Annotated in this window: 12 protein-coding genes; 2 read left to right on the top strand and 10 right to left on the bottom strand. The window is 44.6% G+C overall.

Features of this window, described 5'->3' with window-relative positions:
- Positions 1-52: 52 nt before the first annotated feature.
- The gene (locus MADE_RS09695) at positions 53-2,578 is read right to left on the bottom strand and encodes an acylase (RefSeq protein WP_012518383.1); all 2,526 of its coding nucleotides are present in this window, start codon (positions 2,576-2,578) and stop codon (positions 53-55) included.
- A 252-nt stretch (positions 2,579-2,830) separates the two neighbouring features.
- Positions 2,831-5,428: a VolA/Pla-1 family phospholipase gene (locus tag MADE_RS09690; RefSeq protein WP_023559704.1), complete on the bottom strand. Its 2,598-nt coding sequence runs from the start codon at positions 5,426-5,428 to the stop codon at positions 2,831-2,833.
- Between the two features lie 350 nt (positions 5,429-5,778).
- Between MADE_RS09690 and MADE_RS09685 the strand changes: the two genes are divergently transcribed.
- On the top strand, positions 5,779-6,525 hold the full coding sequence (locus MADE_RS09685) for a YciK family oxidoreductase (RefSeq protein WP_012518381.1): 747 nt from the start codon (positions 5,779-5,781) through the stop codon (positions 6,523-6,525).
- Between the two features lie 125 nt (positions 6,526-6,650).
- On the opposite strand, the gene glnS is transcribed toward MADE_RS09685, so the two are convergent.
- Positions 6,651-8,318: a glutamine--tRNA ligase gene (gene glnS, locus MADE_RS09680; RefSeq protein ID WP_012518380.1), complete on the bottom strand. Its 1,668-nt coding sequence runs from the start codon at positions 8,316-8,318 to the stop codon at positions 6,651-6,653.
- A gap of 297 nt (positions 8,319-8,615) precedes the next feature.
- On the opposite strand from glnS, the gene MADE_RS09675 reads away from it, so the two are divergent.
- Positions 8,616-9,638 (top strand): LacI family DNA-binding transcriptional regulator, encoded by a 1,023-nt coding sequence (locus MADE_RS09675; protein ID WP_012518379.1) that lies wholly within the window; start codon positions 8,616-8,618, stop codon positions 9,636-9,638.
- Between the two features lie 177 nt (positions 9,639-9,815).
- Here MADE_RS09675 and MADE_RS09670 read toward each other — a convergent pair whose 3' ends face one another.
- From MADE_RS09670 to MADE_RS09640, 7 genes are all read right to left on the bottom strand, one after another.
- Positions 9,816-11,510 (bottom strand): alpha-amylase family glycosyl hydrolase, encoded by a 1,695-nt coding sequence (locus tag MADE_RS09670; RefSeq protein ID WP_012518378.1) that lies wholly within the window; start codon positions 11,508-11,510, stop codon positions 9,816-9,818.
- 1 nt (position 11,511) lies between these two features.
- Entirely contained in the window at positions 11,512-12,993 is a 1,482-nt protein-coding gene (locus tag MADE_RS09665; protein ID WP_012518377.1) for an MFS transporter, read from the bottom strand.
- Positions 12,994-13,031: 38 nt separating this feature from the next.
- A complete protein-coding gene (locus MADE_RS09660; RefSeq protein WP_012518376.1) occupies positions 13,032-14,966 on the bottom strand; it encodes a glycoside hydrolase family 13 protein in 1,935 nt (644 codons plus the stop codon).
- A 195-nt stretch (positions 14,967-15,161) separates the two neighbouring features.
- Positions 15,162-17,111 (bottom strand): alpha-amylase family protein, encoded by a 1,950-nt coding sequence (locus MADE_RS09655; protein ID WP_023559702.1) that lies wholly within the window; start codon positions 17,109-17,111, stop codon positions 15,162-15,164.
- 125 nt (positions 17,112-17,236) lie between these two features.
- Positions 17,237-18,148, bottom strand: coding sequence for a PEP-CTERM/exosortase system-associated acyltransferase (locus tag MADE_RS09650; RefSeq protein WP_232363114.1), 912 nt, complete (start codon positions 18,146-18,148; stop codon positions 17,237-17,239).
- Between the two features lie 78 nt (positions 18,149-18,226).
- Complete coding sequence (locus tag MADE_RS09645; protein ID WP_041912888.1) at positions 18,227-18,736, bottom strand: RNA methyltransferase; 510 nt, start codon at positions 18,734-18,736, stop codon at positions 18,227-18,229.
- Between the two features lie 681 nt (positions 18,737-19,417).
- Entirely contained in the window at positions 19,418-20,281 is an 864-nt protein-coding gene (locus MADE_RS09640) for a patatin-like phospholipase family protein (protein WP_012518371.1), read from the bottom strand.
- Between the last annotated feature and the right edge of the window lie 114 nt (positions 20,282-20,395).

Below are 20,395 nucleotides of genomic sequence, written 5' to 3'. Positions count from 1 at the left end.
CCAATAAATGGCAAAGTCGCTGTTTTCATTGCGCTATAATACCAGTCTCACCTTAGTCTGACGATAGTGTAACGTGCTCAATCTTATTGGCCTCGATCTCTTCTTCCGTAAAATAGATATCTCGTAGCGTTGGTTGCGTTGAGTAGAGGCGAGTTTGATCTAAGAAGTGATCACTGCCATATTTTCGAGACTGAGAATACGTCAAAATACCACGGCCTTTCGGGCCTTCATCGGTAAAATTGATTACCATAGCCCAGCTCGTGCCGTAGTTAATGTGATAACCCTCGGCTTGGGCACTCATTGCCGTATTGTTGTTTATTGTCTCGTAGGAATGTCTAGGCAACAGCGTTCCATTTCTATTGCTACTAACATCGAATACGTTAAAGCCGCCTTCAATGTTGTGTGCGCCAGCCCACGGCAGTTTTACACCCGAAGCCGTTCCATCAGGAAGACTACGTTCAACAAACTGCACATCGCCAAGTGGCGCATCAAAAGCAATACCTGCTTCTTCAATTACCTGCGTTGCACGCGCTAATTGCTGAAGCGTTACATCATTTTGCATTAAGCCTGAAGGTGTGGTTACTGGCATTTCCAATGAGAACGGTGTTTCCCACTGTGGCGCTTGGTTAAATTGGAACGCAAACTCTCTAAAGACGTGAGCGCCGGTACTGGTAAGATTCATGGTTCCATCCCAGTCTTCTAGTGCAGCACAAGATACAGAGATATCCACTGCCGTACCGTCTACATTCACAGGCGTATCGCCCTGATTCGCACACGCCTCTAATAAAGAAGGTAAAATATTTTCAGCCAAGTAGCTTCGGTTGTTAAACAATAAACCTTCTACTTCTTGTGGCGTAAAGGTACCGTCACTCCCCGCTTCATTTTCAATAAACTGCTGCCCCATTCGTGAACGCAGGCTTTGCTGATTGTCGACATTACCAAAAAGCGGATTACTCACAACAATAGGTGAATTCAAATTTGTCAGCCAGTAACTGTCATTTGAATTTTGAACTGAATCTGTTCCTTCGTACTTAGGCGCTTCTTCATAAGGTACAGGCCCCTCGAAGTCGAACTGAGAAATATTTCCGGGTAAGACCGTAAAACCCGCAGCAGCCTTCGTCTGAATAAGCAACGGGTTAGTGGTGAGTTGTTCAATAGCCGTTTCTGTTAAATTCGGCACCGTCGAATCATCGACATAAAATACCTGGCCGTCGCTGGAAGCCGCCATCGTATTGTTAAATATTACCCCGTCATAGTCTTTAAAGGCTTGTTTGAACTCGTCCATTGACGTGGCCATGTTCATGGCTAGCCAGTGGTCGACAATATCAAAGTTAGGCAAGTTAGCGTCTTTTATTGCAAACGCGTTGGTGTCGCTCCAATCAAAATTACCTGGCACCTCTATCATAGGGCCATAATTCGTATAATAAGCCGTTTTTTCTAGCGTTATTGTTTGTCCACCGCCCACAGCCACGTCGATTTGCATTGGCTTTTCGTAGATAGTACGTCGGTTACCATCGACAACATGGGTTAGCCCTGCTTCGTCGTTTTCATCTAGCGTTAGTTGATAAACCACAAAATGTTCTGCCGTGGAAAAGGTATGTGTCCACGCGACGTTTTCATTAAAACCAATGTTCACTGCCCCAGGTAACCCCATTAATGAGCCCCCCGTTACGTTTAAATGACCGGGAACTTGCGCATGAAAGTTCCAAAAACGTAGGTTGCCAGTATGTGGGAAGTGTGGATTACCCAATACCATGCCTTTGCCATTCGTTGTTTTATCACTGCCTAAACCCCACCCATTTGAGCCCATTTCCTGCGGATTGCGATCGGGCACCTTAACGGTAGGGGCGATCTTAATGGACGCCGTAGACTCAGTTGAAGATGCAGCTGGGGTTGGTAAGTAACTTTCCCCTTCAGGCGCTGCGATAAACATTGGGCCTAAAAAGTTAGCGGCACCAGGTAGCAGCGCTACGCCTAATGAATAGGTTAATAGGTCTACACTGTCGATTTCAGTAACCCAAGGCTGACCTGCACAGCTTTGATCTTGCTCATCTACGGGCGTTTCGTTTAAGTACCGATTGTACCCAGCAGTATAGCCCTGAAACATAGCTCGTGAGTTTGCAGATAACCGGGGGAGGTTTTCCTCTGCTAGCTCTCTTATACCTAAAGTTATAAAACCAAAATCATTAATGAGATGCTCTGAGTCTCCGCTGCCTGGTACTGCATCCGGTCCGAAATACTTAGCGCGCTCTGAATTATATTTAAGAATTTGATCGGCCAGTACGCATAAATTGTCACGCGCAAAAGCATAGCCAACACCGTAGGCCATGCTCTCTAAATTATCGGCCGTAACATGAGGCACACCGTACTTAGTCCAGGTTACGTCTGCCGATAACGTTCCGTCAGGTGAGAAAGCGGGAATAGGCTCAGGTGCTGGCGCTGGTGAAGTTGGGGGCGTTGGTGCCGGCTGTTGTATGTTTGAAAAATCGTTGTCGTTATCTCCGCAAGCACTTAGAAGCGCTGTGAGAGAAAGTGCAATAAGCGTCCGTTTACTAGTAAACGTGGTTTTATTAATCATCGCATGTTTTCCCTAATGATGAATGAATAGGCCCTTTTCTATGCTGCTCACACGTTTTTTAGAGAGTGTGTTACGCAGAGAGATCTATACTGATCTGACCTCTGTTAACACTACATTAACAACCCGCAACTTTCAAACAACATTATAATTTATATACAAAAAAGCCGGTTTAAAGAAACACTTTAAACCGGCTATAACATTGTTTAATGGTGTTGTTTTAACTACACCTTGTTACCAAAGTAACGTGCACTTTTAGTTTGCAACCACACTTTCATCAGAGATAGGTAACGCTAACGCATCTGAAGCTATGTAGCCAGCCACTTCTTTTTGCATTTCGGTAGTAACCGCTGCGCTCGCCGCTGGGCTTAAGCTAGATGCGTGAGCCCCACTATTGAACAATACCAAGCCACTAATTGGGTCAGTACCTGGCCCTTGAGTCGTTGTTACCTGCTCTAGGCCAATAGTAGCAGCTAGCGGTAACTGGCCCGACAGTGGTAAGGCTGTAGACACTGGAATTACTTGGTCAGGCAAGTTCTCTTCGCTGCCATCACCTACTACCGTCATCATGTGAACAGGCGTATTACTACCAAGCGTTTGTGCATAGTTGGTTGGGTCACCCGCATCCATGACGGTTTGAGCAGCAAAAGCAAACTCAGCAAATACCGCATTTACTTCAGCAGCCTGTTCTTCTGTTAACGCCTCTTCAAAGATAGCCACTGCCGCTGCAAGTTGTTCTTCGTTTACGTCAGTTGTTTCATACAACTGCTGTAATAGAGCAACAAAATCTTCTGATGCCTGTGAAAGCAGTAACCCTTTGATCAGGGGGCCAAAAGCAGCAGACTCTAGTAAGAATTGTGCTACGCCGCCTCCCGGCGATTCAAGAGACGCTTCTCTAACAGCAAACATACCATCAAGTGCTGCTAAATCACCGCCCATTGATGTATTTGCAACCGCAGCAAAATTACCGCCAGTAATGGCCCCTAAAGAAACACCCATGATTGAAACACGACCCATATCGAACTTAACGTTTTGTGTTGTTGTATTATCAATCACTGCGTTTAAGCCTAAACGTAAGCCAAGAAGATCAGACACACTTTGGCGCAAGTTATCCCGCGCCGTAGGCAGGCTTGCTAGGTTCATATAGTGCGTGGCGCTTACGCTTGTAGCGTTAAGGTCGTCAGTACCATCGCCATCTAAATCAAAGCCACGGCTACCGTGTAGCGGTTGGTCAATGGCTACAGACGCAATACCTGCCAGCGACAGCGTACCCGTAATGGCAAGCATATCTTCTTTTTGACTAGTAATGCCATGCGCTAAAATAACGACCGGCCATCCTGCTTCTGGCATACTAATTGGGAAACCTAGTGCACCAGCAATGGCTGGATCAGGAATCGTTACCTGCACGTCTAGCGTCTCCGTTCCCATGTTACCGCCGGTAGGCTGTGGATATGGATTGAACTTCGTAATGTTTCTAGCGCTATCTAGCATTTCACCATTAATGCGAACGTCAGCAAGGCCAAGAGAAGAACACATTTCTGCATTTGGACCTGGCTCAGCATTAGCAAGCAATTCTTGCGGTGCGCCTGCTAGCACAATGCCGCTATCACACGCTGCTTTCCAGAAGTCATTTACTGGTGCTAATGGGTTTTCAGCACTCGGAACACCTAGGAAATAAGGCAGTGCAATATTACCCTCGTAGCGCTGTGCCGCACAGAATGGCCCTGCTTGCGCCAAGATACCCGTAGATACGCCAACAGCAAAGTCGTTTAGTGCGCCCCACTGCGCAGACAATTGGCCAGAAACTGTACCAGCCAGACCTGCACACGTTTCCAACGCGCTAAAGTCAGTTGCATCAATGGCTGCCTGTACTTGCTCAGACAACCCCTGTTTGCCCTGCTCTACCGCACCTGCAACAACCGTAGAGTTTACAAGCCCTAGTGCTTCCATTGCATTTGGCGCTACTGCTGCATCACCAACTGTAATCGCCGGTAGTGCTGAAGGCGCAGAAGGATCGCCGCCTGCTGCAAGTTGAGCAAATCCACTAATCATGACTTTTTTAATCGTATCTAGCGAATTAGCAACAGATTGGGTGGTAAAAGCAGACACATAAGTAATATCTTCACGGGCAAAGCCGGCACCTAGAAGAGGGTTAACTAAAGAATTAACTAAACCTTGTAATTGAAGCTGTGCATCACTTGATAAAGGGTTGGCATTAATATCTTGCCTTACCAAGTCCCACGTAGTCGAGCCCTGTACTGATTTGCCAGAAGAATCTTTTAAATCAGTGGTCATAACCAGCATGTAACCCTGAGCAGGTTTAAGTGGTTTTAAAGGAACAAAAGTAATCGTGTTGCTATCGGCAAGGCTTAATACATAATCAACACCGAAAGTAAGTTGATCACCAAGTTTACAGCCCGCGGATGGCGTGGTGATTTGCGCGCAATCTGGGTCACTTTGGTCAAGACCTAGCGTTGCTTCATACAACAATACGCCAGATGCTAGCGTGCTTTCGTCTAACGAAGCACCCGGCGGTGTTACAACGTTGATAACGAACGGGTGCTGAGTAGACCACCCATCTAACACGTTAAGCGCATTTTGCGGGTCAGCAAAGTCTGTGGGGTCAGCCACTGGGATATTTAGTGTGTAATCGAAGAAACCGTCATCGCCCGGAAGCATAAGAAGGTCGTTTGGAATGTTGAGGTTCCCTGCTGCTGGGTCAAAAAGGATCCGCGAAAATGGGGTTTGGACTTCTGTTTCGGCCTGAATGTCGGAAAGGGTTTCATCGGAGCCACCACAGCCTGCTAGACCCAGCGCAAGGGCCACACTGGAACTTAATACGAGTTTTCTCATCTCTACTCCCTACAAGCATTGTTGTTATTCTGCGTCTAAAACTCAACTCTTATAAAAGTAGCCTGCACTATCCTGTCTTTACAGGTGTAGTTAATAGTTTTAAACATGTTAGACCAGTTGTATCTTCCTCAATCTTATTGACTTTGTTGCAACTTTGCAAAGTTTTGTTAACTATTAATGTTAACTTTTTTTACGTTTGAAGAGTTTTTTCATTCAATGTTTTACTTGTGAGTCAGGCTGAGTATGATCTGGGGACTTAAAAAGCGAAGCGTTACTGACCTTTAAAACTTATTAAAGGGCAACAAGCTTCGACTTTCGCGAATGAAAAATTAACCTTTTAAAGGAATACGATGAACGATTACAACGCACCAGTAGATTTGTTACGCGACAAAGTGATTCTTGTCACCGGTGCCGGCGATGGGATTGGTGCACAAGCCGCGAAAACTTATGCTGCTCATGGCGCTATTTGTATTTTATTAGGCCGTACTGTATCAAAACTTGAAGCCGTCTATGACGACATTGTTGAAGCTGGTGGCCAAGAGCCTGCGATTGTCCCCTTAGACATTAAAGGTGCTACCCCCTCTCACTATCAGCAGATGACCCAGACGATTATTGACCAGTTCGGCCGTCTAGATGGGGTGCTACACAATGCAAGCATTCTTGGGCATTTAAGCGCATTTAAAGATATCGACGCCGAAGAGTGGCAAGACGTGATGCAAGTTAACGTAAATGGTATGGTGTACATGACTCAAGCGCTCATTCCGGCGTTAGAGAAAGCCGAGAATGCATCAGTGATTTTTACCACATCGAGTGTAGGCCGAAAAGGCCGTGCGTTTTGGGGAACCTATGCGGTTTCTAAGTTTGCGACAGAAGGCGTTATGCAAACCCTCGCCGATGAGTACCAGAACAAAACACTAAGGTTTAATTGTATCAACCCTGGTGGTACTCGCACGCAAATGCGCGCTCAAGCGTTTCCGGCAGAAAATCCAGATACATTAAAAACGCCTGAAGATATTATGCCTATGTATCTTTACTTAATGGGGAATGACAGCATCGAAGTTAACGGGCAGTCACTCGATTGTCAGCCAAAAAAATAGCGCGTATACACGATATCTATTAAATTAAAAACGAGCGCTACCAATATAAAAATAAAAACCGCTTAAGCTAGCTTAAGCGGTTTTTTTTAACAATGAAGCCGATACATGTGGCGTATATAACTAGATTATTCGCCTATTTTAGCCCATGTGTCTCTTAGGCCGACAGTGCGATTAAACACCGGTTTTGCATCAGTACTGTCTTTGTCTACACAAAAGTAGCCCGTGCGTTCGAATTGCCATGCACCAACTTCTGGCACATGTCCAATTAAGCCAGCTTCTGCCCAGCCCTGCTTAACTTCGAGAGATTCAGGGTTAATTGCGTCGGTAAAGTTCTCTTCTGCCGCTGGGTTTGGCACATTAAATAAGCGGTCATAAAGTCTAAATTCTGCCGCTTGTGCGGTTGCCGCATCTACCCAGTGAATAACGCCTTTGACCTTGCGGCCATCGGCTGGATCTTTACCTAATGTATCAGGGTCGTAAGTACAATATACTGTGGTAACGTTCCCTTCTTCGTCTTTCTCGACCCGATTAGCTTTAACCACGTAGGCGTTGCGTAGTCGTACTTCTTTTTCTAACACTAAGCGTTTGAATTTCTTGTTAGCCGACTCACGGAAATCTTCCGCTTCAATGTAAACCTCACGACTAAAGCCAATGTTACGCGTACCCATACTTTCATCGTTAGGGTGATTTGGCGCAACGAGTGTTTCGGTCTTCCCTTCTTCGTAGTTTTCGATAACGAGCTTTATTGGGTCAAGTACCGCCATAGCACGTGGCGCATTAGCGTTTAAGTCATCGCGAATGCAGGCTTCTAGCATGGACATCTCAACCATATTGTCCATTTTAGTTACGCCAATTCGTTTACAAAACTCAACAATAGAACCCGGTGTGTAACCACGACGACGCAAGCCCGCAATTGTAGGCATGCGCGGGTCATCCCAACCACTTACGTGGTTTTCTTCTACCAGTTGAATAAGACGACGTTTACTTAATACCGTGTACTCCAAGTTCAAACGAGAAAATTCGTATTGACGGGGCGTACAGTCGATAGAAATATTTTCAATTACCCAGTCGTAAAGACGACGGTTATCTTGAAACTCTAGTGTACACAAAGAGTGTGTTATACCCTCAATGGCGTCAGAGATACAGTGGGTAAAATCGTACATCGGATAGACACACCACTTATCACCTGTTTGGTGGTGATGAGCGTGTTTAACCCGATAGATTACAGGGTCGCGCATACACATAAATGGCGATGTCATGTCTATTTTAGCGCGTAAACTACACTCGCCCTCTTTGTAGTCGCCTGCTGTCATTTTGGCGAACTCTTTAAGGTTTGTTTCCACGTCTGTATCGCGATAAGGACTATTTTGGCCTGGCTCTTTCAACGTACCACGCATTTCACGCATAACGTCTTGCGCAGAAAAGTCTACATAGGCTAAGCCTTTTTCAATAAGTTCAACCGCATAAGCGTGAAGTTGATCGAAATAGTTTGATGAATAGCGCGCCTCGCCATCCCACGTAAACCCAAGCCAGGTTACGTCTTCTTTGATTGAGTTAACGAAAGTAATGTCTTCTTTCGCTGGATTAGTGTCGTCAAAGCGAAGGTTACAAGACCCGGTGTAGTCTTCTGCAATACCGAAGTTTAGGCAGATAGACTTAGCATGGCCTATGTGAAGAAACCCGTTTGGTTCCGGCGGGAATCGAGTTTTAATAGCGTCATGCAGACCATTAGACAGGTCTTTATCAATAATCTGACGGATAAAATTGGTCGGACGGTGTTCAGTCTCGGCCATTCGCAGGTTCCCCTTATGCACGTATAATTTCAAAATCTATTTGAGTATAACACTGTCACAATTGGTTCAACCATGTTTTATTCAAAGAAGCATAACAAGTGGTTGAATTAGCAGCGATCCAGCAAACCTAAGAGCAAATGTATGCACCGCGTTGATAAGCCACACAGGTACAATACGCCTTTGCTTGCCATTGCGTTACGATTCCCGCTTTCGGCATTCAAAAAGCGCGCGTAAAAAGAAAAATATGGTAATCTACGTGCAGCGACAACAAAGTCGTAGCAGCAAATCATGGTATTTATGAAAGAAAAAGCAACCTCTTTTGACATTGCCCATCTGGCAGGGGTTTCACAGTCAACCGTTTCTCGGGCACTTAATAATAGCCCGTTGGTTAATCAAGAAACTCGTGACCGCGTTCAGCGTATTGCTAGGGAACTCAATTACAAAGTTGATAAGAACGCAAGTAACTTGAGAAAGCAAAAGAGCAGCACAATTGCCTTACTCTTGTTTGAAGACCCAACGTCTGATGACTCAATGATCAACCCGTTTTTTCTGGCAATGCTAGGCAGTATTACTCGAGCCTGCGCTCAGGCTAACTATGACCTCCTCGTGTCTTTTCAAAACTTAGAAGATGACTGGCACGCAGAATACGAAGATTCTAATAAAGCTGACGGCATTATTTTGTTGGGTTATGGTGACTACACCGACTACCAAAACAAAGTTGCACAGCTTGAATCTCAAGGTACGCACTTTGTTCGCTGGGGTGCACCTGATGAAGCCCACCCGGGCGTTAGCATTGGGTGTGACAACTACCAAGGTGGTCAAAGCATTACTGAACACCTGATTGCATTAGGTAAACGCTCGTTTGCTTTTATTGGTGACAATGGTGAACATGCCCCCGAGTTCAAAGCGCGCTATAACGGATATTTTGAAACCCTTATGGCTCATGGCCTGGATAAAAGTAGTGTGCAAGAAAACGCGAATTCAACAGAAGATGCAGGCTCAGAAGCCATAAAATCGCTACTTCAAAACAAAGCGCTGCCTCAAGCTATTGTTTGTGCATCTGACCTTATCGCTATGGGCGTGCTTAGGGCGCTTAGGCAAGCTAAAGTCAATGTACCCGACGATGTAGCCGTGGTGGGGTATGATAATATTGCGGTGTCAGCATACACCACGCCTTCGCTAACCACGGTTCAGCAAAATACGAAGCTTGCCGGCGAATTACTTGTTAATACACTGCTTAAAGCTATTAATAATGAAGAGGTAGAAGATTACTTAATGCCTGCTGATATTATTATTCGCCAATCTTGTGGTAGCGATTAGCGCAGTTGAGTTGACCGTTAGTTATCGTTATTGAATAGTGACGTAGCGAATATAAAAAGCCCCGAAAAATGTCTATCGGGGCTTTTTTGTATCAGTAATCAGGTGAGTATCACCTGAATGTTCGTTAAAGCATGGGCGTCACGTGATAACATCAAGGTAATAAAAAATAACAGACCTTTACTGACGCGATAGCTGATACTTAATTTGAGCAAGCAGTGCCTCGTTCTCAACCTTCCCTTCGCGCAGCCACACCTGCACCCCGTTTGGTTCAACAGTAGCGCTTAATTTCCCGCCTTCAGCAATGGTTAATTCGCGCCCCGTTAACTGCTCAACCCAGTTACCCGACTGGATGAATTGATTAACATTAAACGTCTGTGCACTATCGCCTTTATTAAGCAGAACCAGAGCAGTTTGCTGGCTTTCTGCCGTATTAATCACTCGGTAAAACGCTGCCGTGTGCCCGCTAAGCGCTACATTTACCTGAATACCACGTTGTAAAGCAGGCGTATTTTTACGAACGTTTGCGATGTCGGTTAAGGCTTGTTGAATAGGATGATTAACCGCTGCATCTAACCTTTCTTGCCCTACGTAATTACGGTTCCCTGCATGTTCTGCAGTGCCGCGCATAAACCCGATTTCAGAACCCATGTATACCACAGGTATTCCCCTTACCGTGAATAACCAGTTGTGTGCGTTAATAAAACCATTGTCCGTCGCGTTGATACGCGCCATATCATGGTTGTCGTAAAACGTCGTTAAATCGTACGGGTTATGGTAAGGTCCATGCGTAAGATGTAACGCATTTTCTAAATCAGCAAAATCGCTTTCCAGTGGCTTTTCAAATACGCTGACCATGGCTTTTTGCATCGGAAAATCAAGAACGCTTACCCCACCATTTTTTGGCAGTGTATGCTGAGCAATATTATTGGCCTCGTAATCAAACGCTTCACCAAACATGAAGAAGTCTGGGTAACGCTCTCTAATTCTATCGGAAGCTTCTCGCCAAAAAGCGTGGGGAACGTGTCTAATCGTATCAATTCTAAAGCCATCGGCGCCCTGTGAAATCCAATATAGATAACTATTTATGAGATAATCACGAACTTCAGGGTTCTCATCATCAAGGTTCGACAGCTTTACCAAATCAGGATAGTCATGAAAAAAACGGTGAAGCGGGTTGTTTTCTGGGTCTAATTCTTGAGGGGGTAAATTTTGATGATCAGCAACCAAGTTGTCATCTTTATCATAAATTTCACCGTACCCAGGTAAGTCTTCCTCCATCGTAAAGCTTGGTGTACCGTGATTTGCCACGATATCAAACACCGATTTTAACCCGCTAGCCTTCATTTTAGCGGTGTAATCCCTCACGCTTAAATCATCACTAACAAGGTGCTCGTCGGCTTTGTAGAAATTTGTTGCCCAATAACCGTGATACCCTGTTTTGCCACCGTCTTTAAAGGCGCCACCATAGGTAATAGGTTCATCGCCATTGAAGGCGTAATCAGGGTTATCGTGAACAGGCGTCATCCACACTGCAGTGAAACCCATATCCTTGATGTAATCAGCATTGTTTAAAATGCCTTTTAGATCTCCGCCCATGTAGCCCACGTACGCTTTTTTACCCTCAGGGCCTTCAAGCGGAAGTTGCCAAGTGGGGTATTCCCCACCTTGTGTCTCATGGTTATTTGAAGGGTCGCCATCAACAAATCGGTCGGTAACAACAAAGTACACCGCTTCACTGGCAAACGGCGTGTCCGTGCCGACAATACGGTCAGCGGCAACCTTTGACTTTACTTCATTATTTACAGTGCTTGCGCACGCTGAGCAAAGTACACCTGCTACAGTCAACGCGATAGCTGTCCGATTAAATTTCATATTACGCTCCCTTTGCTGCTTCAAGGTCTTGCTTATCGGCTTCTTTTACAAAAAATACTGAGGCAGCTCCAATCAACATAGACACACCCGCTACAACAATGATGTATTTAGCATCGTTATCGAAGACGCTACTTAAAATCCATCCAGCTGTTAAACCCGAGACAATCTGTGGCGCTGCAACGGTAAAATTAAATATTCCCATGTAAACGCCCGTTTTATTTGCAGGTAGTGCACCCGCAAGCATAGCGTATGGCATCGCTAAAATGGCCGCCCACGCGATACCTACACCTATCATCGGAATAAGTAACTTAACAGCGCCAAGCGGCACCGTTACTTCGGTGATAAGTAGGTTAACGTTTACCATGTTTAAGTCTTGGAAAAGCAGGAAACTTACATAGCTGATACCGCCTAATGCGAGGGAACCGGCATAAACGGTTTTACGACCGAATTTATCTGCAAGCTTTGCAAGAAAAATAGAAAATATGGCGGCAAACACAGAATAGGCAGCAAACAAGATCCCCACCCAATCACCTGCGGCACCTTTAGCCATAACTATCGCTTCCGGCACAACTGGCGCTGCTGCGATAAAAGTAGGGTCAAACCATTGCTTATCTACGTTCCATATATGTTGCGTAATGGCTGGCGTGGTGTAAACCCACATAATAAACAGTGCAAACCAAGAGAAAAACTGCACTACAGCTAATTGCCTCATGGTCGTTGGCATGTCTTTTACCAGTGTAAAAAACTCAGCCAGACGCTGCCCTAGCGGCGCCTTTTTCCCTTCAGTTGTTACAGAAGCTGTCTCGCTAAGGCCTTTGTAACGATTGTAGTCTTCGGGTGCATATTCTTTAGTGCGGATCACGGTCCAAATGACAGTACCTAACAACACTGTTGCGCCAATATAAAACGCCCAAATGACGGAAGGAGCAACCTGCCCCATTTGTGCCGTATTTTCAAGACCAATGACGTTCGTTAGGACAAAAGGAAGAATAGAGCCGATAACAGCGCCAATATTGATAAGTAGCGATTGGATAGAGTACCCAACATTGCGTTGCGACGGCGGTACCATGTCAGAAACTAACGAGCGAAATGGCTGGAAGCACACGTTAAACGATGCGTCCATTAGTGCCACCATCAATGCCCCCATTAGCATGGGCGCAAGAAACGCCACAAATAGCGGGGCGTTTGGTAACAGAATCATTCCCAATACTGCTGCAATAGCGCCTGCTAGAATAAATGGGCGGCGTCTGCCTAGACGGTTCCAGGTTCTATCTGAAGCTGAACCAACGATGGGCTGTACAATAAGCCCCATAATGGGCGCTACAAGCCAGAAAAGAGAGAGTGAGTGTAAATCGGCCCCTAAGTCTGACAAGATGCGACTAACATTTGCGTTTTGCAGTGCAAAACCAAATTGAACACCGAGAAAGCCAAAACTGACGTTCCATATTTGCCAAAAAGAAAGGCGTGGTTGAGTTGCTTGCATACTTTACTCTATTTATTGTTTTATTTTAATGGATACCGTTAACGCACAATGAAAACATTAGCTGACATAGCAGACAGGCTTATGGTATCTGTTGACTTGAACGTTTTACCGTCACTTATTCTTGTTATCGAATCGTTGGTCTTAAGCATTTCTGTGTAGGTCGATAAAGGCAAATCTACCGCTTTCTTGTTAAGAATTACCATGATTTTTTCAACATTGTTTCCGTTATCTGATTGGGCACTGCGCTTAGCCCCTTTTTCAGCCTCTCGAAAATAGGTGTAAACACCGTCAATGGGCGCATAGTGCTTTAACTTGCCTTGAAATAGTTGCGGGTATGTTTGGCGCAGCTGCAATAAGGCTTTAATGCGCTGCTGAGCCCAACGTTCATCGTTATTAAGCCCCTTACCCGTAAAGGCGTTTTTATCACTATCTGAAGGCCACCCGCCAGGGAAATCAGAGCGTATAATACCGTGATCGTCACTGCCTTCGTTACCCATTAGAATTTCCGTTCCGTAAAATACCTGTGGGATCCCTCGGGTTGTAAGCAATAAAGTCATCGCCATATTCCACTTGGCTTTATCGTGTCCAAGTTGCGTATAGATTCTGCTCATATCGTGGTTATCGGGGAAGATAACCAGATTGTTCGGGTCGCCATATAAAAAGTCGGTAGCCAGGGTTTCATAAACCGTAATAAAACCAGAGTTCCAACTTTCATCGCTATTTAATGCTTTAACAACGGCAGCCTGCAATGGAAAATCCATCACGGATGGTAGCGCGCTATCATAGTCATCGTGGCGCTGACTACCCGCTTGCCAATAGGCCGTGATTGCGGGGTTTACAGACCATTCTTCACCCACGATATTAAAGTTAGGGTATTCGTCCATTAAGCGATTTGTCCATTCACTTAAAAACGCTTTATCAGGGTAAGAGTAGGTATCTACACGAATACCACTTAAATCTGCAGTCTCTACCCACCAAATAGCATTTTGGACTAAATAGTTCGCCAAGTGTGGATTGCGTTGATTTAAATCTGGCATCGTAGGCACAAACCACCCATCGCTAAACCCTTTGATATCGCTTTCTATGGCATGAGGGTCGTGCAGAGACTCTCGTTTATGGGTGGTGCCGACGAACTTTCCTTCATTATTGATCCAATCCTTTGATGGCGTATCTTCCATCCACTTATGATTACTACCGATGTGATTAAGCACCATATCCATGATAACGCCAACCCCTTCGGATTTTGCTTTTTCACTGAAATCTATAAAAGCGTCATTAGAACCAAAGCGCGGGTCAATGTTGTAGTAATCTGTGGTTGAATAGCCATGGTAGCTGTACTTGTCCATCGCATTTTCAAGCATAGGCATGGTCCAAATCTGCGTGAAGCCCATGCTTTTAATGTAATCTAAGTTGTCCACGATACCTTGGATATCGCCGCCATGACGGCCACCTTTAAATTGGCGGTCTACCTTATCTTGATAACCGTCAACATTATCATTTGCGGTATTACCATTTGCAAAGCGGTCAGGTGCAATAAGGTAGATAGCGTCTTCTGGTCCAAAGCCTTTTCTTGATGCAGAGCCTTCTTTGCGTTTTTCAAGCGGGTAATGCACCGTACGTTGGCTTCTATCATTGTCAGTCAATGTAAGCATGAGGTCTTGCGCCTGGGCGCCTGAAGTATCAAGCGTTACGAAAAGATAGTTTTCACTATCAAGTGCCTTAACTCGGCTAACTTTTACATTTCCCGTAGCAAGAGAGACGGCGTCATCAGCTACGTCTTCACCGTAAATCATCAACTCGACTTCGGGATTTTGCATACCTGCCCACCAATTAGGTGGGTATACTTCAATTTGACCCTGCTGCAATGCATAAACGGGAACCGCGGCTAGTGAAGTAGCCGAAGTGAGAATTAACGGTAACGCGCGATAGCGGTTTAAACAAATAGAATGGCTTACGCTGTTAAAATTAAACACATGAACACCAATGTTAAAAATACGTTAAGTGCAAGATTATATCGAGATACTACCGTGTACACTTATTCATACCAACGCTCTGCATACGTATTCACCGAAGACCTTTTAAGAATACCTGGTAAAAATACCATGTAAAAAACAATAGCCTTCCACGTTGTACGCCTGCGCTAACTTAATGAAACTTACGGAGCTTGCTTAAAAAGCAAACACCTTGGTTTCCAACGCGTCTAACGTTGTTGTAGCGCGATAGTTCACCTCGCCCTGCTCAAGCGTTAAACCGTCATGAGAAAGTAAAGGTTTAAGCTCAAGCTTGTTGCCCGCGGTTTCTATCGCAGAAGCCGGTACTGTCAGTGAAATAGGGCCTGTAGCGTTATCGCTAAAGTTAGCAATAACAATAAAACCTTGGTCGTTTTTCTCTCTTATGAACGCAAACTGCTGCTCAGAATACGCAGATCCTTCAACGCCTAGGTTCAGGGCATGCAGGCTTTGATAACGCCCAGTAATTGCGCTATTGCTTGTAGCGATGTTCATGACGTCTTTATAAAAGCGATGCAACGCTTTTTCTTTCTCTGTTGACTGCCCTGCATCAAATTTGCCGTTGTTCATAAAACGTTGATGAGCCGGTACGCCTGCATAGTCAAAAATAGTGGTTCGTGTTGGATCGCCAAACCCAGTCTCTTCGCTACCGTCTTCACCAACATCTTGTCCAAAGTAAAGCAAGGTAGGAGCGATACTAATTAGTGCACTTACGGCTAAGGCAGGTTTTCCTTTGTCAGCGTCGCCGGCAAAATCTGGGCTGGCTATGCGCTGTTCATCGTGATTTTCTAAAAAATGCAGCATATGTGGCGCAATATCGCGAATTTCTTCATGGATAGCGACCAAATCACTTACTGCACCACTGCCCTGCATAATCTTTTTCAACGTATCGTAGAAACCTACTTTGTCGTACAAATAATCCATTTTACCTTGCTGGATATAAGCACGGTATTTATCTGGTTGGTAAACTTCAGCCAACAGGAAGGCGTCTGGCGCCTTTTGTTTTATGCTGCTGTTTAAAAATGACCAAAATTCAACGGGTACCATTTCGGCCATATCATAGCGAAACCCGTCTACCCCTTTATCGAGCCAATAATGCGCTATATTTCTAAACTTGTACCAGGAATCCGGTACGTCTTTTCCTTCCCAGAACGCCGCATGTTCCGCAAAAGACTTTTCGCTAAAACCTTCAGGTAGGGTTGGGAAATCATATGTACCGTCGGGCCTTACGCCATAATTAACCTTAACGGTTTCATACCAGTCATTAATATCGGGCTGAGCGGCACGTGCCCCATTACCCGTCCACTTAGCTGGAAACTCATCAAACTTGCCATCGGATAAGGGATGACTGTCACCACCAAGGGGCTTATAGTCGCCGCCATCAGGAACTTCAAACGCTTCGCCAACAACATAATAAAAATTGTTGTCGCGGGCATATTCCACAGAGGTATCATCATGGGCACCAAAGTCGCTGACTCCCTCTGGGGCTGACAGTGATTCATAGTCGCGGGCCACGTGATTAGGCACAATATCGATGATAACTTTCATTCCCGCATCATGCGTTCGGGCAATGAGAGCTTCAAACTCCTCTAAACGCTTGGCCGGATCATCGGCAAGGTCGGGGTTAACATTGTAGTAATCTTTAACCGCATAAGGTGAACCTGCGCGGCCTTTAACCACATCTGGGTCATCATTTGAAATACCAAACGCGGTATAGTCGTTAATAACGGCGTGGTGCGGAATACCTGTATACCAAACATGGCTAGTACCTAGGGCTTTTATCGCTGCCAGCGCTTGGGGCGTAAAATCACTAAACTTTCCAACTCCGTTTTGTTCTATCGAACCCCAGGGGTGGTTAGCGTTATTAGTATTGCCAAATAAGCGAGTAAAAACCTGGTATACAACCGGTTTTCCCTGTGTTTTGTCAGAAGTATTAGGTGCAATCATCTCTGCATTTTGCGTTGAGTTAGCAGTTGTCGAGGTCGCTTCTCCAGCTACTGACTTTTGAGAGGGTGATGGACCTGAGCACGCAGCCAGTCCAATGGAAAGCATAACAAGAGATAATGGTTTGAGACAAAAACGACGTTGAATTCTTGGCATTGTAATCATCATGGTAACTATTAATAATGCCAACAGGATACGCGTTAACCGTTTGTTAAAAAACATGCATACGTATTCAAAACTAAAAAAGCCGCCAGTGTAGGCGGCTTCTGCTGTTAGATATTAAATACTAACTAGGCTGCGTGCGCAACGCGTAGGGGTTGCGGTGTATACTGTACAGTTGGTACCTGTGGAGTATCCATAGCTTGAAGGGCGTTTTGTAGTCTATTGTGAATCTTCATATGAAAACCTTTTAAAGGCTTTGCAATCTCTTCAAGAAGCACGCTAAGCGACAATCGATATGGCATTCGTTTGCCATTAAACTCAATAGCCTCACCCACAGGCTCAAAATGAATACCAAATGCTTTCATACGTCGCGCAAGCTTTGGCTCCATAAGTACATAGGCATGCTCTACATTTAGGTGCTGACATACGCTGGTTGCCATTAAATAAAGCGCGATAGAAAGATAGGGAAAATGTTCTAGGTTAAACGATGTAGTACTTTTCTTTTTAGCTTTTTCTAACTTCTCTGAGGGCAAAATTTTCGAGCGCATCTGGCGTACTCTAAATTCTCTTGGTATCGCTAAACGCGATATTTCACATACGCTTTGCGGTGCTAAATTAGAGGGAAGTAACGTACCGTCTTCAAATGCATCTTTGCATTTCTCTTCTAAGGGAAGTGAAAGACCAGCATTGGTCGGTAAAACTAAACGTATTGTACCTGCGCACTCCCCTGTTGGAAGATGTTTGATGTAGCAGTTTATAGCGCGGTCGTCGAACTTATCTTTTTCAAGAGCAGTAGCATTGGTTTGCTCAAAGTTCATCTCTTCACAATAAACCTTATGCCGTGTTTTATAACTTTCTTGCTTTTCGCTTTCTTCGTTAGCAATCACTAGTTCATAACGGCTAAAGAAGAAATCGGAAATACTTTGCTCAAGCGAAAGTCGTTTTGGAAGCACTTTTGAAAGTTGCGTAGGCAGTTTATTTAATGTGCTTAATACAGCACCGTTAAATGCACGCATTGCATTCACTGTTCTTATCTTCAATGTAAAGTTCCCCTGAATTAATTTGTTATTAGGCTTGTGGGTAACTTCCTGGTCGCAACGACAGCCTTTAGTTAACGTTTAATTTATTTTTGCTTTGTTATTGGTATCTCGGCTTTGTCTGATAAGCGCATCCCCGCTTACATAATCAGACTTCGCTAAGCGGTCATACAGTAATACATTTGCAGTGGCCGCTAAATTCATACACGAATAGGTGGGCACGTACACGACGTGATCGCACCAAGACAAGATGTCTTCACCAATACTTCCATCCTCCGGACCAAGTAAATAAAACGCATTTTCCGGATGCTCAAATGAGGGAAGCGGCGTTGCGCCTTCTACTAACTCCACTGCAACGACAGACGCATGTTGCGGAATAACATCGCGCAGGTTATCTACACCTATCGTTGGAATGGTTTTATGAAACGCTTTAGTGTCTGCATTGAAATCCTTAGCGAAGCGATAGCGCTGGCCTGTGTAAAATACACTCGCTACGCCATAGCAACCCGCCGCTCGTAGAATTGATGCAACATTTACTGGATTTTTAGGGTTCACTAACCCAATTGATATTTTTTGATTTTTTATTTGCACGTTTTTTGTTTTTTTCTTATTTAATTTTGATAGTGCCACGTATGACTTAATGCTTCTAGATCAACGCGTAAAAAGTAACCTTAAGTATAATAAGCGCTCTCTAAAACAGCGCATTTTCAACACTTTAAAGCCTAGATAAGCGCTAATCGCGCTATTTTTACCGATTTTATAAGAAGGCCCCACGTTCTCCCATTTTTCTACTTGTTCTTATGTTTTAAGGCTACAACGAGACGAGAAGCTAATTTTTTAATGTCAGATTACTTCGCGACATTTCTCACGTGTGCATACACATCGTATTGAGCAATTTGCAGACCAAGTTAATGAAAGAATTACACAATGCGTGTAAACTTTACATACCTACACGGTGACAATTATGTAAATAGTCATGAGATCAGAGGCTTAGGGTTTAGTCTTTTCAACGCAATAGCGTTAAAAGTAGGCAGCCGGTTAGTATTCGAGGGAAAAATTTAAGGAAAGTAGGCGGTGATACGTTTAAGAATAATTCACTTCAGACACGTTAAAGCAACTTACTCCCCGCAGCTGTTGCAAAAAAGAAACATCGTAAGAATCTGAAAAATAGCAAATTTTTTAACGTTAACAAAAAAGCCCACTAGAAACGTGGGCTTTTGTTCGATTTGTTGCTGTTTGCAGACACAAATAATTGATAAAGATAGGTTGCTTTTACAACGCTACCTTTTTTTGATGTCTAAAACCGTTCCCACTTGAAAGCTTAAGATAGCGCCTTGCCATACGCCTACCCTGCCCGTAACCTTTTAAAAGTTTCTTTTTGTCCATGGTTAACCGTTTTACACAAAACGCCTCATCGGGTGCAATTACGCGAATGGTACAGTCGCTAGGAGGGCTGTTAAGAAACGCAAGGGTGTCGTTATAAATGGAGGCCCGTTGCAGCATTTTTTCAAGCAATGCGGGTTGGTTTTTGTACATCTTTTGCATCAACCATGGCGATTTAACTTCAGGCTTCGTGAAACCCACGGGTTGAGACAAGATTACAGTAATATCTCTCGCCCCCATTTTATACGCTTGTATAGCGGGAATAGCGTCAGCGACACCACCATCTAAATAACGCGTACCGTTAATGGTTATTTCATCGCGGTACGCCGTTGGTAACGCACATGATGCCACCATCAAATCGTCTACATTATCTTTTGTCGCTTGAATATATTCGCACTCTCCAGAGTCTGCATTAGTAATTCCAACAAACAAGGGCATGCAGCTTTTCTCGCCAGGTTCAGGGATATTCATAGACTGTTTTGAATGATGCCAAAGCCAGTGGACATCCGTCATATGCCCGCCTTTGATGAAGCGTAATGGGCTGAAGAATTCTCGTTTGGTGGCATATTGAGTAATGATGGTTTTACTCAAACCCGGCATTTTAGATACATACGTAGAGAGGTTAGTTGCGCCCGCCGAAACCCCCAGGGTGAAATCGAACGCGTAATAATCATGCTCCATAAATTTATCGAGTACGCCAGCTGCAAATATGCCACGCATCGCGCCCCCTTCTACTACCAGTGCACTTTTCATTTTCCATCTCCTTTTGAAATACGCTTTTATCTGGTAAGACCACCTATGACAAACTTCATCCTACATGATTTTACAGAATTTCAAAGTACAAGAGATGTGCCATGTTAAAAGAGG

Source organism: Alteromonas mediterranea DE, assembly GCF_000020585.3.
In the GTDB taxonomy this organism is placed as follows: domain Bacteria; phylum Pseudomonadota; class Gammaproteobacteria; order Enterobacterales; family Alteromonadaceae; genus Alteromonas; species Alteromonas mediterranea.
The sequence above is the reverse complement of the archived record's forward strand: the minus strand, read 5'-3'. Positions and strand labels throughout refer to the sequence as shown.